Origin of the sequence: Leptothermofonsia sp. ETS-13 (assembly GCF_049200465.1) — a bacterium.
In the GTDB taxonomy this organism is placed as follows: Bacteria; Cyanobacteriota; Cyanobacteriia; order Leptolyngbyales; family Leptolyngbyaceae; genus Leptothermofonsia.
On the sequence record NZ_CP120836.1, the window covers coordinates 4,950,992 to 4,967,885 of the forward strand.

Consider the following 16,894-nt stretch of genomic DNA (forward strand, 5'->3'; position numbering starts at 1 on the left):
ACTCACAAAATAACCACTCTTACTCAATCCGGAGGTGCAAAATTAAAACTGACAAACCACTAAGGAATGAAAATTAAATAACTCCGAAAACCTCATCCCGCCTTTGGCACCCCTCTCCGCCTCGGAGAGGGGAAGGGGGAGAGGTCAGTTCACTCAAAGAATGCGGTGTTATGAAATCCATGATCCTAAGTAGGTAGTCATCATTAATTTGTAAAGGGGGTAGATAGGGTTTCCACCCCCTCTACCCCCGAAATTATCCTTAATTGAATTGCACCTGGCTACTTAGCAAGAAACCAATCAATGGAAGGGCATATTGTTAAGGATGTCCCAAAATTTCGGAGGTTTTGAAGGTGCGTTGGGAGAAGCTTAATGATTTTTGAGCTGTTACCGATGGCGACTGGCGCCGCTCATCATTACCTTGTTCGGTTCACCTGGTTGAAACAAACTCTGAAAAATTAATACAGTTCTTCTTATTTTTAAGTATTTTCTATTGATAGAATCAAGATTTTTCTTTCTAGATTATCTCTAATGTCTGCCAAAGATGGTAATAATTTAGGTATCGATTTCTTAATTTCATCTAAATAGAAGCTTCAAGTTAATATTGCCGCCTCTTAATTTTCTGATGGGATGCTATGGACGCAATTCTATCGATAGAATGCGCCAGCATTCCAACAAAAATTATGGCGGATATTACACTAATTGGGTTTGCTTCTCTACCTGCTGATACCTATGCTGAAGGTCCTTCGGCAGGGAATGGCATTTCTGCAAATAATCGCACGGGTCCATTTCCCGGACAGCCCGTTCAGGGATTTAGCGGCGTACAGTTTGCAGGCAACGATGGTACCTTCTGGTTCATGCCTGACAATGGCTTTGGGCGCAAGGAAAACAGTTCTGACTTTCTGTTGCGGATTTACCGCGTCGAGCCTAACTTTCGGGGAGAGGACGGGGGAGATGGCAGCGTTGATATTCTCGATTTCATTCAATTTTCAGACCCCGATCGAAAAATTCCCTTCAGTATTGTGAATGAGAACACGAGCGATCGCCTCCTGACGGGTGCCGACTTCGATATCGAATCGTTTGTGCTTGCAGATGATGGCACCATCTGGATTGGAGATGAATTTGGGCCTTACCTGCTGCATTTTGACGCAACGGGCAAATTGTTGGATGCGCCCATCGCTACCCCCAATTTCTATCCACTCAACACCCTCAATGGTCAATCACCAATTGTGATCGGGCACCGGGGCGCGAGTGGCGAACTCCCAGAACACACCCTGGAAGCCTATCAACTGGCAATTCGACGGGGAGCGGACTTCATTGAACCCGACCTGGTTGCCACCAAAGACGGTTATCTGATTGCTCGCCACGAACCCAACCTGATTAACACCACCGACGTTGCCAGCCGCCCAGAGTTTGCCGATCGCCGCACAACCAAAGTTGTTGATGGCATTGCCGAAGAAGGCTTTTTTGCTTCCGACTTCACCCTGGCAGAAATTAAAACTCTACGTGCAGTCATGCCCCAGGGCTATCGAACTCAAGCCTTTAATGGGGTCTTTGAGATTCCTACTCTTGAAGAAATTATTGATCTGGTTAAGCGAGAAGAAGCCATCACCGGACGAAAGATCGGCATTTACCCGGAAACCAAACACCCCACTTACCACGACAATTTGGGACTTTCTCTGGAAGAGAAGCTGATTGACACCCTGGTTGCCAAAGACTTTACCAATCCGTCACGGGTATTCATTCAATCCTTTGAAGTTAGCAACCTGAAGGAACTCAACAGTGTCATCATGCCTGCGGCAGGGGTTGATCTGCCGCTAGTGCAACTGTTAGATGCTTTCGATGTCAACTACAGCGATGGCTCCCTCCTGTATCAAAGTGTCAATGCTCGTCCTTATGATTTCACCGTCAACGGCGACACCCGCACCTACGCTGATTTGCAAACTCCCCAGGGACTAGCAGAAATTGCCACCTATGCAGATGGGATTGGTCCCTGGAAGCGGATGATCGTTTCTGTCAAAAATGTAGACAACAACAATGACGGATTACCAGACGACCTGAATAACGATGGCGTCATCAACGATGCTGATCGGGTGACACTGCCTCCTACCAACCTGGTACAGGATGCCCATGCCGCTGGTTTACTGGTGCATCCCTACACCTTCCGCAACGAGGGACGGTTCCTGGCTTCTGACTACAACGGCAACCCGGAACTGGAGTATCAGCAGTTCATTCGGTTAGGAGTGGATGGCTACTTTACCGATTTCCCCGGCACAGGCGACCTGGTGCGTGATCAGATTACCAGCCCGTTTGTGCGATCGCCGCAAAACCCCGATCTGCTACAAACCACTGAATTCGATACCCTCAGCAGCAATACTCCCATTGTGATTGGACACCGGGGAGCCAGCGGAGAGCGCCCTGAGCATACATTGGCCGCCTACAAACTGGCGATCGCCCAGGGAGCAGACTTCATTGAACCGGACTTGGTGGTAACCAAAGACGGGGTTCTCATTGCCCGCCATGAACCCATGCTGGCCGTGTTGAACGCCGATGGTTCCCTCAACACCACCGACACCAGCACGGATGTTTACCTGCGGCCCGAATTTGCTGATCGCCTCACGACCAAAAACCTGGATGGCGTGGAAAGAAGGGGTTGGTTTGCAGAAGACTTTACCCTGGCCGAAATTCAGTCGTTGAACGCGATCGAACGCCTGCCTGCCCTGCGTGGCACCGATTTCAACAATGATGGGCTGAAGGTGCCCACCCTGGCAGAAATTATTGACCTGGTAAAGCAGATCGAGCGAGAAACCGGACGCAAAATTGGCATATACCCTGAAACCAAGCACCCCGTCTTCTTTTTGAATCAGGGTTACAACACCAGCCAGTTATTGATTGATACGCTGGTTGCCAACAACTTCACCGACCCATCAAGGGTTTACATTCAGTCCTTTGAAGTCAGCAATCTCAAAGACCTGAACAGCACCATCATGCCAGCCGCAAACGTTGACTTGCCGCTGGTTCAATTGATTGCGGGTTCCGGTAGACCCTACGATTTTGTAGTGAGCGGTGATACCCGTACCTACGCTGATCTGGCCACCCCAGTGGGTCTGGCAGAAATTGCCACCTATGCGGCTGGCATTGGTCCTGATAAGCGGCGGATTATCCCAGCCACCACTGTTGATCGGGATGGCAATGGGACTCCCGATGACCTCAATGGCGACGGTGTGATCAGCGATGCTGATCGCGTTCTGGGTACACCCACCAGCCTGATTCAAGATGCCCATGCGGCTGGTTTGATTGTTCATCTCTACACCCTGCGCAACGAAGGCTTCTTCCTGGCTTCTGACTACAACGGCAACCCTGCCGCAGAATACCGCCAGTTTATTGATCTGGGTGTGGATGGCTTCTTTACAGACTTCCCCGGTACAGGGGTAAGTGTGGTCAGCAGTTACATTACACCTCCACCCGTGGCAAACCTGGGTCGCTCAAAAGGGTTTGAGGGGATGGCAATCAGTCCCGATGGTTCCACCCTTTACCCATTATTAGAAGGATTTGTGGCAGGTGATCCAACCAATGCCCTGCGTATCTACGAATTTGATGTTGCCACTCAGCGGTACACCGGACTGGTGGGCTATTATCCACTGTCTAATCCCAACCATGCGATCGGCGATTTTGCTGTTATCAATGAGAACGAGTTTCTGGTAATTGAGCGTGATCCAGGACAGGGGGCAACAGCTCAATTTAAGAAAATCTTTAAAGTTGATTTCTCTGAAATTGACGCCAACGGGTTTGTTGCCAAGACTGAGATTGCCGATCTCCTGAACATTCAGGATCCCAACGATCTCAATGGAGATGGCAGTACAACCTTTAATTTCCCGTTTGAAACCATTGAAGACGTGCTGGTGATTGACGCTAACACGATTCTGGTTGCCAATGACAACAATTACCCATTCTCGGTGGGGCGACCACCGGCGATCGACAATAACGAAATCATCCTGCTGCAACTGGATGAACCACTTAATCTTGACCCGCGGATTGGCCTGGCGGCACAAGGAACAGATTGCATTGAACCCCTGGCATTACCGGCGGGTCTGGGTTACAAGTGGCAATCTGCCCTAACGGGGTTAGAACCTTCAATCCTGAATCGAGCCAGCCAGGCCAGCGGATTGTCTGTGCTTTCGGCCAGTTTGCAGACAGGTTCATCTTCTCTAGCTTTATAGAAATCCCAGCTCTCAGACGAACTGGGTGATAAGCTTCCCTGATCACCAAACAAAATCAGTATTCCAGGGATTTTGTTTGGGCTGAAAGAGTCGTTATAGCGGTAGTCATTATGGTTAGGACGGGGTGCAGGGATTCCACCCCTGGCTGGGGGCGAAGCCCCTACTCCCTCTCTAATTCCAATGTCCTAACGCACCCGCGTAGAGCTATACGCTACTCTTTCAACAGCAAGCTGGGAAAACCAAAATCCCGTTCAGGGTGCCCTTTTCGGTTAGACAACGACCCCCTCACATTGCCCTTCCCCTGTCGATATACTCTTTTCCTGAGTTTGGGAGAAGAACGATAGAGGAGGGGTTTTTCTGAGGAGGGGGTTTTCTATGGTGATAGTCGCTAAGCTTAGGACGGGGTGCAGGGGTGGAATCCCTGGCTGGGGACGAAAAGCCCCCACACCCTCCTTAAACCTAATGTCCTAAGCAACCTGGCGACTGCTATATCGCGATCCTATTTGGATTGTGAGGAGGAGTTCCGCAGGACTCCTTCTCACAAAGCCTCTCCATCTCATGGCTGATTTAGGACTGCTACATATATGTTTCAGTTAATTAGATCATTGGAGATGTTCACGGTATATGTAGAGATATTGATTGCCTATTCGGTCTATGAATTTCCTGATCCATTCTATAAATCGCCGCCATTGTCATCGGGTAAACGTTGGCTGGCTCATGGCAGGCTTTGTTTTTCTGATTGGCCTGGTTGTGATGCCAGCGGCGATCGCCGCCTCCACTCCTTCCAGTGGGCTTTTGAAACAACCTGTGATTGAAGTCAAAGTCAGCCTGGGCAATGCTGCGGATGAACTCAAATTTGTCCCTGACAATCTAGAATTTGTTTCTGGCAAGCATTACAAACTCATTCTCACCAACCCCAGTTCCCAAAAACATTACTTTACCGCCAAAGACTTTGCTGATAACATCTGGAACCAGAAGGTAGAAGCTGGAAAGGTAGAAATTAAAGGAGCCATCCACGAACTTGAACTAAAACCTGGAGCCGAAGCCGAGTGGGTCTTTGTCCCCATCAAACCAGGAACCTATCAACTCCGCTGTACCATTTCCGGACATGCAGAAGCTGGAATGGTGGGTGCGATCGCCATCAAATAATGTAAGCTCCAAAAAATGATTTTGCCAAAACCTCGGAGGTTTAAGCGCCACTGTGGGTCATGAGGTTTTAAGTAGGTAGCCATAATTAACGATAAAGGGGGAGGGGAAAGTGCGCTCCCAGGCAGGAGGTTTCACCTCCTCTACCCTCGAAATTATCCTTAAATTTAGTTGCGTCTAGCTACTTATCTACAATCCTCAGTCTAGAACCGAGTAGTCTGGTTGGGCAAAGAGACCTGCATCCAGGTAGCTCAGACGTGCCAGGGGGCTGAGGGCTGCCAGCACTTGATGTCCATAATTCCGATGAACCACCCGGCTATCAAGTAAAGCAACAATGCCCTGTCGTTCTCGCACAGGAGCGATCGCCCGTTGCAGTTCACTTAATGCTTCGGGGAGCAGGTAAAGGCGAAACCAATCTTGCCGCTGATGTTTGTAGTAGGCAACCCGTCCGGCAACCAGAGGATTTTCTAGAGAGGGGATGGGAAGGGTGGCGATCGCTAACAAATGGGGTGCTGGCAACACACTTTGATGCTGTCGCCAGAACTCCCACCCCGTTACCAAAATACCATTGTCATCCAGGCAGGTGCGTTCTACCTGAACCCGCGAACCAAACTCAGATGCCAGCACTGAGGCAACCTGGGCCTTAAGGGGAACATCACCCACAATCAAAACTGTCAAACCCTGGGCTCCTGCGCTGACTCGTAGGAGCGTGTGCATTTCCTGAATCAGTGCCCACTGAAATTCAGGCGTATTGGGCATGGGCAGCTTTTCGGGCAGGTAAAGCTGAATCAGTTCCTCCTGGCGATCGCTAGCAAATTTCAAGCAGGTCAAATCCCCCTAATCCAAGGCGTTGCCGGTAAACAGTAGCTTCCGCGTCCAGATCCAGCGCTCCCCCAATTAGAATCAGAGGCTGCTGATCCCAGATTGGAGCCAGAGCAGAGGCAACCTCAACCGGACCGCAGTTGAGAGAAAACTGTCCCTGGCGACGGGTAACATCAGCCCAGAGCAAATAACTTTCCACCTGAAGGGATTGGTGGAAACTTTTCCAGGAGGGGGGGAGGGAGGGAATGCTGGGGGAGAGGGGAATTGGAGGATGGGGGGGGAGAGGGTTTGGAGGTCCTGAAACAGGGTTCTTAGAATTTGGCGTTCGTAAGGTTCGAGCAGAAAGCACTCGTAAGGGTTAGCAGGACGCTCAAAAATCGTTTTAGTTAATTGCACACGGGCATCTCGAATGAACTCGGTATGGCTGGGAAATGCCAGCATCAGCTCATCCCAGTCGCCTGAGTGGATGCGGGTGGTCAGTTGGTTACAAACCCAACTTTCCAGGTCATCAACCCCATCCAAAATGGTCGGAATGCCATCCGGAAATCGTCCTCTAAGGTGGAGGCGATCGCTCAACCACGATTCTGGGGTGGTCAGCAGTAAGCCTTGAAAGTCAGGGTCCGGAAAGCAATCCCCCGTCCGAATCGACTTGGAAGACTGAATCCATTGCCGCAACTGGGGGATCTCGACCATCAATAGGCGCTGCTGTACCGCTTCACGGGCAACCAGTACCACTGGCCCCTGCCACATCAGCACGGGCACTAAATAACTCAGGCGATAGCGACCCTGATAACGCGAAAGTGCATCTGTCTGCATCAGAGCGCTTCGTCCCAGGCGTAACGCCCGCGCCACCAGCCGTGCCATGGTTAGATGGTGCGACCAGTAAGGCTTGCCCTGCTCTCGCAGGAAAGCGCGCAATTGCTGGTGGACTTCTACCTCAATCACCGATTTCAGCCCCTCGTTTACCAAATGACCTTCATTCTGGCACACATACTAGAAGCATCGACAACCCCAGATTACTCATAACGCTCTCTGTCACTATGCCAGAATACACACTTACTAACAGAAGTAAGCGATACCAGCCCGTCTTTCCTGAACCGTGCAGATATAGCTGTCGCCAGGTTGCTTGGAATACTGGGTTTAAAGGGGAAAGCCCCAGCCAGAGGGTTCTACCCCTGCACCCCGTTCCAAGCCTGGTGGCTGTGGCTACAATTGAATTTCTATCGAGAAATTTCAATGCTTTAACAGAGGATGTCTTAATCTCTCACACCCTGGAGGCAAAGGGAATAGAGCAGAAAAGATTGACTTTGCCAAAGTGAGGAGTCGTCTGTTATAGCTGTCGCCAGGTTGCTTAGGGCATTAGCTTTAAAGGAAATGTGGGGGCTACTCCCTCCTCCCCCCTCCACCCCTCATTCCTAGTGAAATCCCTGGATGAACTCAACAAGTGCAGACAAAGGAGGTAGTTCTGGGGAATGTTCTGATTTGATGACGGCTTGAGTAACCAACTCAGGTTGGTGAATGGCTTGTTTGCCAAAGGTTGGGTGACTGTAGAGAAGGATTGCCCGATTGCTGGAGTTGATCAGGGTGGTTTTGGTAGGGGCCTGGAAGAATTTGATTTTTCTGAGGATACTCACAGAGTTTTCGGACAGGGTAAACTCGCTGGCTTTAGCTAACATCTGGCTGAGATGGGTATTCAGCGGTTGCAGCTTTTCTGGATCTTTCAGGTTATTGGCCAGTTCTGCTGACTGAATCAGTTTAACGAGGGCGATCGCAACTTTTTGGGTATCAGCCGCATCCTTAAACGGCAGGATCGCGATGTAACAAAGTAAAAATAATTCGTAATCGGTTTCAATTTCAAAGGTGAGGGTGGTTCGACGGCGTCCTACCTGGATATTGGGTGGGCTGGATGGAAGCTGGTAATGCTGGGCAATCTGGCGATAGGTCAATGCCAGTGCGTGATGGGCATCGTGATCCAGCATGGCATCAACGACAATGCGCACGGCGGGGGAGGTTTCCCGAAAAAAGCTGCGGTAGGCCTCAGCCCCAAGACGGTAAATTTTGCTTTGATCCCCATTAGGGCTGAGATCGACCCATTCACAAATCAACCCATCCGTTTTGATGCCGCATCTTGGAGCTGCATAGAGCTTTGCGCCAGTCAACGTTGCTCCGCTCAAATCAGCCCCGGCCCAATCGACCCCAATCAGGTTGGCTCTGGTTAAATCTACATGGACGAGGGTTGTACCGAGTAAAGTGGCATTGCTCAGGTTGGCACCCGTTAGGTTGGCCCCACTTAACCGGGCACCACTGAGGTCAGCACCACTGAGGTCAGCACCACTGAGGTCGGCCCAGCGCAGGTTGGCACCTGTCAGATTCGCACCACGCAGATTGGTGCGGCTCAGGTTAGCCTGTCGCAGTTCGGTATTACTGAGGTCGGCTCCACTAAAGTCGGCGCTACTGAGGTCAGTGCCATGAAGGTTTGCCTGAGACAGGTTTGCAGAGGTGACGGTCGTCCACTTCAAATCTGCCCGGCTGAGATTGGCATGGGTGAGGTTAACGTTTCGCAATTTTGCATCTTTGAGGTCGGCTCCACTGAAATTGGTGCGGCTCAGGTTCGCTCCACTCAGTTCTGCTCGGCTCAATTCTGCTCGCACGAGGGAAGCGTGGCTCAACTCTGCCCCATTCAGGTCTGCCAGGGTCAGGTTAGCCACGTTGAGAATGGCTCCATAGAGGTTAGATTTTCCCAGATTCGCTCCACTGAGTTTGGCAACATTGAGCTTGGCTTTGGTGAGGTTCGCAGCACTCAGGTTGGCTCCGCTCAGGTTGGCGACACTCAGGTTCGCTCCACTCAGATTGGCTCGACTCAGATTGGCTCCACTGAGATTAGCCTCAGTCAGGTTGGCGTTCGGAAAGTCTCGCTCGCCTGCTGCATACTTGCTTAAAACGTCCTCAGCTTTCATCAAAATCCTTTTTAACTGTCCCAGGTGGATGCCAGAAACAAAGGTTAGCATGCCCAGATTTGAACAAAATTTGCCCGTTGGATTTTAGACTATTGATTTTGAAGATTCTCCCGGTTTGCCGGTGAAACAGTAGCGTAAGCTACGCTTTCATCCCAACTAAAATCTCTGGAATATTGGATTTTATGTTGTTGATAAGTTTCGCTTATTGCAAACTCTTAGGAGGGCCATTCCGGAGTGTGAGCAAACACTATGAATATTGGCATTGTAGGGCTAGGTTTAATCGGTGGTTCGCTAGGGCTGGATTTGCGATCGCACGGCCATCAAGTATGGGGTGTAAGTCGAAAGGAAGAAACCTGTCAGCGGGCGATCGCGCGCGGTGCGGTTGATGATGCCAGTACCAGCCTGACCCTGATGAAAAATACTGATGTGGTCTTTATTTGTACCCCCCTTGGGGTGATGCAGGCAACGGTAGAAGAACTCATTCCCTACCTTTCTGAGGATACGATACTGACCGATGTGGGTTCAGTGAAGGGGTGGGTGGTGGATGCGATCGCTCCCCTATGGGAAAACTTTGTTGGCGGCCACCCGATGGCAGGAACTGCCGATAGTGGCATTGAGGCTGCTCTGCGTAATTTATTTGTAGGCACTCCTTACGTGCTAACGCCAACAGAAACTACTCCCACCAGAGCAACACAACTGGTTGAAGAAGTGATACGCCCATTGCAAGTTCAAATCTATCACAGTCACCCCCACGACCACGATCGCGCCGTCGCCTGGATTTCCCATCTGCCAGTCATGGTCAGCGCCAGCCTGATTACCACCTGTATGGGCGAAACGAATCCAACCATTCTGGAACTGGCCCAGGCATTAGCCAGCTCTGGTTTTCGCGATACCAGCCGGGTCGGGGGTGGCAATCCAGAGTTGGGAGTGATGATGGCAAGCTACAACAAAGCTGCACTGGTGCAGTCCCTCCACAGTTACCGGGAAGCCTTGAACCAGATGATTACCTGGGTTGAACAGGAGGACTGGATCGCATTGGAGGCTGCACTGAAGCAGACCCAGGCCGCCAGACTCCAGTTTTTGCGCTAGCGGATGAAGACAACAGGGAGAAGGGAGGAGGGAGAAGGGAGGAGGGAGTGGGAGGGTGGATGAGTGATGGAACAACTAACCACTAACAGCTTCTAGAATCGGCACACGGACTCTGGCTGAACTGGACAGGTCTTTTCGGTCAGTTGTGTTCTTCGCACATCCAGTGACTTCAGGTTTGGCAGAGCTTTGAGTGGAGTGAGATCGGAAACCTGGGTGTTGTAAAGGTCGAGTTGAGTAAGTTGAGTCAGCGACTGCAATGGAGTTAAGTCTCTTACAGGGGTGTTGAATAGGGATAACCGGGTCAGGTTAGTGAGGGATGCCAGGGGGCGGAGGTCGGCGATTGGGTTATTTCCGATCATCAACTCTTTCAAATTCTTCAATGGTGATAATGGACTTAAATCGCGAATTTGATTGTCAAACAAAGAGAGAGTTTCCAGTTGGCTGAGTGTTGCTAAGGGGCGCAGATCGGAAATTTGATTGCCAAATAACTGTAAGGTTTTGAGTTGGGTCAGCGGTGCCAGGGAGCGGAGATCGGAAATTTGGTTGTCGTAGAGAGAAAGCACTTGCAAGTTGGTGAGGGAAGATAGGGGGCGGAGGTTGGAAATTTGATTGTTGTAGAGAGAAAGCGCCTGCAAATTGGTAAGTGCTGCCAATGGTGAGAGATCGGAAATCTGGTTGTCATAGAGCAGCAGATGGGTCAGATTGTTCAGGGAGGAGAGGGGTTGCAGGTCAACAATTTGATTCGTGTCAAGCACAAGCAGTTGCAGGTTTGTCAAGGGTGTCAGGGGGCGTAAATCTGCAATCTGGTTCACATCCAGTATCAGTGTGGTTAGTTTTGTGAGCGCTGATAGAGGACTTAAATCAGTAATCTGGTTACTGCTGAGCTGAAGCATTTGCAACTGGGTCAGAGAAGCCAAGGGGCGTAGATCGGAAAGCTGGCTGCTCGGTAGCTGCAATGAAGTGAGCCTGGACAGGTTTGCATCCGCTTGCTGACAGTCATTAGTTCCTGATATGGCAAGTAACAGTGTGACAGTGGATTGTGTTGCTTGAGGAAGCGATGTTTGATTGACACACCAATCAACAAAGCGCTCGTAGGAAAGTGATTCAGCCGCGATGGTGGGAAGGCTGAGGAGGGCGATCGCCCCCCCAAAAATACTCCAACCGATAGCTCTGCAAAGGGAATAGACCATTTGCCAAACGTTTAAAGATAAGGTGGCACGTTATCATTTCCATCCTATAAAGCTTACGCAAGCCTCAGAGGTTTTAACCTGGGGTTGTTGCTGAATTTGGGTATGAAATAGGTGCTGTACGCTCGAAACTTCGTTTCGATTCATACTGCTTTTCAGCAACGCCTTTAACCTGGAACTCCCCCTCATGACCCATATTGGCGCTTAAACCTCCGAGGTTTTGGCAAAAGTTCAAAAAGATTCAGGTAATTTTGGTTCATTGATTCGTTTCATTGACCAGTACCCGGTTAGCAATATCAACTACAAGTAGCTAGGCGCAATTAAATTAAGGATAATTTCGGGGGTGGAGGAGGTGAAACCCCCGGCTTGGGGGCGCAGCCCCCACTCCCCTTTACAATTAATTATGGTCACCTATTTTTTATTGATTAAAACTATCAACTTCATTAGAAAGATTCGATGTATCGATAAAACTTGATTGGTAGGATTGAAGACTCTCCGAATACAAGAATTTGATGCATTGGTAAAACTCAATTGATAGAATTGAAAACTCACTGAATGCCTGCTGCTGAATGACAGAGTGGAAGTTGCAAACTCTTAAATGTCCCTGGTTAATAGAGTCAAATAGGTAAGTGAGTTCAAAAAAATTGGGAATCTTCAATAATTACTTATAGATTGGATTTAATATTCGTTTAATGGTTGATGCAAAAAGATAAGTTTTTCTCAAAAAAAGACGGTAAACTTATTTACTAAGTTGAAGAACTGCTCAGTATTTTTCTATTCCAAATATCAGAGATCTTTCTGTTGCGTTTTCAAGGCGTGACGAACCTGCTCTGAAGCTGTTGAAGACAGGTTCTTGCAAGATCTCAGTCCAGGTAGATAGGGGCGATCGCACCTATCCACAGTCTCTTGCCGCTTGCCATTCTTTTACTGAATCAGGAGGGTTCATGACAGAATTTTCTAGATTTACACGGCGTCGATTTCTCACAACAGCCAGTGCAACTGCCGCATCCACAATTTTTCTAAAGGGTTGCCTGGGCAATCCACCCAGCGATACTGCTGCAACTCAACAAAGCCCAACGGCAGCTCCAGCAGTGAATGTAAATGCCGCCGATGCTCCAGAGGTGACAACCGTCAAACTGGGCTATATTCCCATTGTGGAGTCTGCCCCCCTCATCATTGCTAAAGAAAAAGGCTTTTTTGCCAAGTATGGATTGACTGGAGCCGAGGTGTCGAAGCAGGCAAGCTGGGCATCTGCACGGGACAATATTGTCAATGGTTCAGAGGCTGGGGGAATTGATGGTGGACAGTGGCAAATGCCCATGCCTCATCTAATTACCGAAGGATTGATTACTAATGGTCGCAAAACCCCCATGTATGTCCTTGCTCAGCTAATAACTCATGGCAATGGAATTGCCATTTCTGGCAAAAATGCAGGCAAAGGGCTTGGATTAAAGATTAACGATCCAGACTACATCAAAGCATATGAAAAGACGGAGGGAAGGAAGTTTAAGGCTGCCCATACATTCCCAAACGTAAATCAGGACTTTTGGATTCGCTATTGGTTTGCAGCCAATGAGATTGATCCAGATAAAGACGTTGACTTGCTTGCCGTACCCTCCGCTGAAACAGTACAGGGGATGAAAACAGGTACTATGGATGCCTTCAGTACCGGTGACCCCTGGCCCTACCGGATTGTGGCGGATGATATTGGATTTATGGCGGCATTGACTGAACAAATTTGGAAGTTTCATCCCGAGGAGTATCTGGCGTTGCGAGCAGATTGGGTCGATAAGCACCCCAAGGCGACTAAAGCCATTCTGAAGGCAGTGATGGAAGCGCAGCAGTGGTGTGACAAGCCTGAAAACCGCTCAGAACTGATTTCAATTGTGTCAGGTCGCAACTACTTCAATGTTCCCGTTAATGTTTTGACTCCTCCCTATGAAGGGAAATATGCAATGGGCGATGGTAAACCTGAAATCAATGATTTCAAAGCCGGTCCCCTGTACTGGAAAGATGATCTTGGCAGTGTGTCTTATCCCTACAAGAGCCACGACCTGTGGTTCCTGACTGAGACGATGCGTTGGGGCTTCCATGATGGAGCCATTAAGGACATCGATACCGCCAAGAAGCTATTGGATAAGGTCAATCGAGAAGACCTGTGGCGAGAGGCCGCGAAGGAAGCCGGGATTGCTTCCGCTGATATTCCAACTTCCACTTCCCGTGGGGTGGAGAAGTTTTTCGATGGGGTGACGTTTGATCCAGAGAAGCCAGAAGCCTATCTGGCAAGCCTCAAGATTAAAAGGGCTTAGTCCTTTTTTGCCTGAACCCTTTCTCTACCAATAATGCGCGGGGTGCGCGGCAACGCACCCCATGCAAGTCGGCTCAGTGCGAATCGACCTTAGCTTCAGGGGCGGAGGGCGATCGCAACCCGATACCGAACATCACAATTCTTGCATTTCTTGAACTTGAAGAGGATAACTATGGTCGCAAAAGCAGGAAACCGGAACGCCGGGATGAATTTTTCGGGGTCGATGCGATCGTTCTGGAAAAAGAACGGTGAAGACATTCTGTTACCCCTGGTGGGAATCGTGGGATTCCTGGTTATCTGGCAGTTTCTGTCAATGGTTGGAATCACCAAACTTCCTCCCCCCAGCTCTTTACTGACCGACAAAAACACTCGTGAACTGCTGTTCTATCCATTTCTTGACCGGGGTGGACTGGATAAAGGACTGTTCTGGCAAACTCTGGAAAGCTTGAAACGGGTGGCATTGGGTTATTCGGCGGCGGCAATTGTGGGTATTGGTGTGGGCATTCTGGTGGGAACCCAACCCAAAGTCAACAAAGCGCTTGACCCGCTCTTTCAGTTCCTGCGAATGATTGCTCCGCTGGCGTGGGTTCCGATCACTTTGATTGCTTTGCCAAATGTGCAAGCAGCCGCAATTTTTGTGATTTTTATTACGGCGGTGTGGCCTATCTTGATCAACACCACCGTAGGGGTACAACAAATTCCCCAGGACTATAAGAACGTTGCCCGGGTTTTGCAAATCTCTCCCCGCAAGTACTTCTTCAAGATTTTGATTCCGTCCGCGCTGCCCTATATCTTTACTGGGCTGCGGATTGCGATCGGTCTGGCCTGGCTGGCCATTATTGCGGCAGAAATTGTGATGTCGGGGGTCGTCGGAATTGGCTTCTTCATCTGGAGTGCTTACCAGAATAACTATGTCAGTGAAGTGATTTTGGCGGTGATTTACATCGGAGCAGTGGGTCTGTTACTCGATCGCCTGATGGCATTTCTTCAGCGTAAGATTCTCCCCCCTGACATGCGGAGCTAATGCAGGTTGCAATTCTTAGACACAAGGATGGAAAGCCATGACAGCATTTGTAACTGTTGATCAAGTGGATAAGGTGTTTCCCCTGCCAGGCGGCAAAGAATACATTGCCTTACGGGGAATCAACTTAGAAATTAAGCAGGGTGAGTTTATCTCCCTGATAGGACACTCCGGTTGCGGCAAATCAACTCTACTGAATATGATTGCCGGGCTGGATTTGCCCACCGACGGCATTGTGCTGCTGGACGGGCAACACATCAAGCGTCCTGGTCCCGACAAGATGGTGGTGTTTCAAAACTATTCCTTGCTGCCGTGGATGAGCGTGCGAGAAAACATCGCCCTGGCTGTGGATGAGGTAATGGGTGGGGTACCCAGGCCAGAACGGGACCGGATTGTGCAACACCACATCAAGATGGTGGGCTTGCAACCTCACGCTGATAAGCCTCCGGCCATGCTATCGGGTGGGCAGAAGCAGCGGGTGGCGATCGCCCGTGCCCTGGCCATTCGTCCCAAACTGCTGCTGCTGGATGAACCGTTTGGCGCACTGGACGCCCTGACCCGTGGCAATCTGCAAGAACAGTTGATGCAAATCTGTGAAGAGAGCCATGTCACTGCGGTGATGGTGACTCATGATGTGGATGAGGCATTGCTGCTATCGGATCGGGTGGTGATGCTGACTAATGGACCCGGCTCCCAAATTGGTCAAATCATGGAGGTGAATCTTCCCCACCCCCGCAAGCGGTTGGAAGTCGTGAACCACCCCAGCTACTACTCCATGCGGAGTGAAATTATCTACTTCCTGAACCAGCAGAAACAGATCAAGCAGTTGCGGGCCCGAAAAAAAAGTGCGATCGCCCGCCACGGTTTAGAAAAAATCAATCTGGAGATTGGCTTTGTGCCTCTGACGGCCTGTGCCCCGCTGGCCGTTGCCAGGGAAAAAGGCTTCTTTGCCCACCACGGGTTGGAAGAAGTGAACCTGGTGCGCGAATCCAGTTGGCGGGGAATTCAGGATGGCATCGCTGGAGGGTATCTGGATGCGGCTCAAATGCCTTCTGGGATGCCTGTGTGGTTAACCCTGGGTGGCCTGGACAATAGGCCCTTACCTGTTGTCAGTGCCCTGACCCTGACTCGCAACGGGAATGCTATCACCCTAGACAAAAACTTTTACAACCAGGGTGTCCATACGCTCAATGATTTAAAGCGCATGCTGCTGGAAACTTCCGACAAGCAGCACACCTTTGGGATGGTGCATCCCGCCTCAATGCATAACCTGCTTCTGCGCTACTGGTTGGCAGCAGGCGGCATCCATCCTGACAAAGACGTGACTCTAACCACGATTCCCCCGGCCCAGATGATTGCCAATCTCAAGGCGGGCAACATTGATGGCTTCTGTGTCGGCGAACCGTGGAATGTGCGGGCAGCGGTTGAAGAAATTGGCTACACCATTGCTACCGATCTGGAAATTTTCCCCGGCCATCCAGGCAAGGTGTTAGGGGTGCGAGAGGATTGGGCGATCGCCTATCCCAACACCCATATTGCCCTCGTTAAAGCATTGTTGGAAGCCTGCCGCTACTGCATGGATGAAGCCAACCACGAAGAAATTCGGGAAATCCTTTCCCGCCGTGAATACCTGAGCACTGACCTGGCCTACATTCACCTGGGTGACCCCAATCCCCTGGTATGTGACATTCACCCTTCCCCCAAGGAATACGCCCATCACCTGTTCTATGGCCAGGGTGTCAATCGTCCCAGCCGGACTGAACATCTGTGGATGATGACCCAAATGGCTCGCTGGGGAGACACTCCCTTCCCACGCAACTGGGTCGAAATTCTGGAGCGGGTTTGTCGGGTAAGTGTGTTCAGTATTGCTGCCAGAGAACTGGGCCTGTCTGACCTCACCTATAGTCGGGGAGCCATCCAACTATTTGATGGCGTCACTTTTAACACCGATGACCCGATCGCTTACCTCAACAGCCTGGAGATTAAACATGACATCTACATGGCTGAGGTCGCTCTAGATACACCAATGCCCCGGGCAAGTTAGCCCCACCGTTATGGGTTATGAATTTTGAGTTGGAACTGTCAGAGGCAATGATTCGTTAACCACAGAAGGTTGCTATCCAAACATCCAACTCAAAATTCAAAAC

Annotated in this window: 10 protein-coding genes; 6 read left to right on the top strand and 4 right to left on the bottom strand. The window is 50.1% G+C overall.

The annotated features are described in order from the left end of the window. The first annotated feature begins 632 nt into the window (after nucleotides 1-632). Nucleotides 633-4,217 carry a glycerophosphodiester phosphodiesterase family protein gene (locus P4D80_RS22595; RefSeq protein WP_421656302.1) on the top strand — a complete coding sequence of 1,195 codons (3,585 nt, stop codon included), beginning with the start codon at nucleotides 633-635 and terminating at the stop codon, nucleotides 4,215-4,217. A gap of 654 nt (nucleotides 4,218-4,871) precedes the next feature. Beyond that, nucleotides 4,872-5,366 carry a cupredoxin domain-containing protein gene (locus P4D80_RS22600; RefSeq protein WP_421656303.1) on the top strand — a complete coding sequence of 165 codons (495 nt, stop codon included), beginning with the start codon at nucleotides 4,872-4,874 and terminating at the stop codon, nucleotides 5,364-5,366. A 195-nt stretch (nucleotides 5,367-5,561) separates the two neighbouring features. Here the strand turns inward: P4D80_RS22600 and P4D80_RS22605 are convergent, their stop codons facing one another. From P4D80_RS22605 to P4D80_RS22615, 3 genes are all read right to left on the bottom strand, one after another. Beyond that, a complete protein-coding gene (locus tag P4D80_RS22605) occupies nucleotides 5,562-6,194 on the bottom strand; it encodes a helicase C-terminal domain-containing protein (RefSeq protein ID WP_421656304.1) in 633 nt (210 codons plus the stop codon). Between the two features lie 72 nt (nucleotides 6,195-6,266). Continuing rightward, nucleotides 6,267-7,154: a hypothetical protein gene (locus P4D80_RS22610; protein ID WP_421656305.1), complete on the bottom strand. Its 888-nt coding sequence runs from the start codon at nucleotides 7,152-7,154 to the stop codon at nucleotides 6,267-6,269. A 446-nt stretch (nucleotides 7,155-7,600) separates the two neighbouring features. Beyond that, a complete protein-coding gene (locus tag P4D80_RS22615; RefSeq protein WP_421656306.1) occupies nucleotides 7,601-9,193 on the bottom strand; it encodes a pentapeptide repeat-containing protein in 1,593 nt (530 codons plus the stop codon). A 198-nt stretch (nucleotides 9,194-9,391) separates the two neighbouring features. Between P4D80_RS22615 and P4D80_RS22620 the strand changes: the two genes are divergently transcribed. Next, nucleotides 9,392-10,231, top strand: coding sequence for a prephenate/arogenate dehydrogenase (locus tag P4D80_RS22620; protein ID WP_421656307.1), 840 nt, complete (start codon nucleotides 9,392-9,394; stop codon nucleotides 10,229-10,231). Nucleotides 10,232-10,323: 92 nt separating this feature from the next. On the opposite strand, the gene P4D80_RS22625 is transcribed toward P4D80_RS22620, so the two are convergent. Beyond that, nucleotides 10,324-11,421: a leucine-rich repeat domain-containing protein gene (locus tag P4D80_RS22625; protein WP_421656308.1), complete on the bottom strand. Its 1,098-nt coding sequence runs from the start codon at nucleotides 11,419-11,421 to the stop codon at nucleotides 10,324-10,326. Nucleotides 11,422-12,362: 941 nt separating this feature from the next. On the opposite strand from P4D80_RS22625, the gene P4D80_RS22630 reads away from it, so the two are divergent. The 3 genes from P4D80_RS22630 (at nucleotide 12,363) to P4D80_RS22640 (ending at nucleotide 16,791) form a co-directional block, all read left to right on the top strand. After that, on the top strand, nucleotides 12,363-13,727 hold the full coding sequence (locus P4D80_RS22630) for a CmpA/NrtA family ABC transporter substrate-binding protein (RefSeq protein ID WP_421656309.1): 1,365 nt from the start codon (nucleotides 12,363-12,365) through the stop codon (nucleotides 13,725-13,727). A gap of 171 nt (nucleotides 13,728-13,898) precedes the next feature. Continuing rightward, nucleotides 13,899-14,750: a nitrate ABC transporter permease gene (gene ntrB, locus P4D80_RS22635; RefSeq protein ID WP_421656310.1), complete on the top strand. Its 852-nt coding sequence runs from the start codon at nucleotides 13,899-13,901 to the stop codon at nucleotides 14,748-14,750. 37 nt (nucleotides 14,751-14,787) lie between these two features. After that, nucleotides 14,788-16,791, top strand: coding sequence for a nitrate ABC transporter ATP-binding protein (locus P4D80_RS22640; protein ID WP_421656311.1), 2,004 nt, complete (start codon nucleotides 14,788-14,790; stop codon nucleotides 16,789-16,791). Nucleotides 16,792-16,894 lie beyond the last annotated feature (103 nt).

Bases quoted from the DNA above. Each gene is read 5' to 3' on its own strand.
- ntrB (WP_421656310.1), top strand. From the start codon at position 13,899: ATGGTCGCAAAAGCAGGAAACCGGAACGCCGGGATGAATTTTTCGGGG.
- P4D80_RS22595 (WP_421656302.1), top strand. From the start codon at position 633: ATGGACGCAATTCTATCGATAGAATGCGCCAGCATTCCAACAAAAATT.
- P4D80_RS22615 (WP_421656306.1), bottom strand. From the start codon at position 9,193: ATGCTAACCTTTGTTTCTGGCATCCACCTGGGACAGTTAAAAAGGATT.
- P4D80_RS22630 (WP_421656309.1), top strand. From the start codon at position 12,363: ATGACAGAATTTTCTAGATTTACACGGCGTCGATTTCTCACAACAGCC.
- P4D80_RS22620 (WP_421656307.1), top strand. From the start codon at position 9,392: ATGAATATTGGCATTGTAGGGCTAGGTTTAATCGGTGGTTCGCTAGGG.
- P4D80_RS22600 (WP_421656303.1), top strand. From the start codon at position 4,872: ATGAATTTCCTGATCCATTCTATAAATCGCCGCCATTGTCATCGGGTA.
- P4D80_RS22640 (WP_421656311.1), top strand. From the start codon at position 14,788: ATGACAGCATTTGTAACTGTTGATCAAGTGGATAAGGTGTTTCCCCTG.
- P4D80_RS22625 (WP_421656308.1), bottom strand. From the start codon at position 11,421: ATGGTCTATTCCCTTTGCAGAGCTATCGGTTGGAGTATTTTTGGGGGG.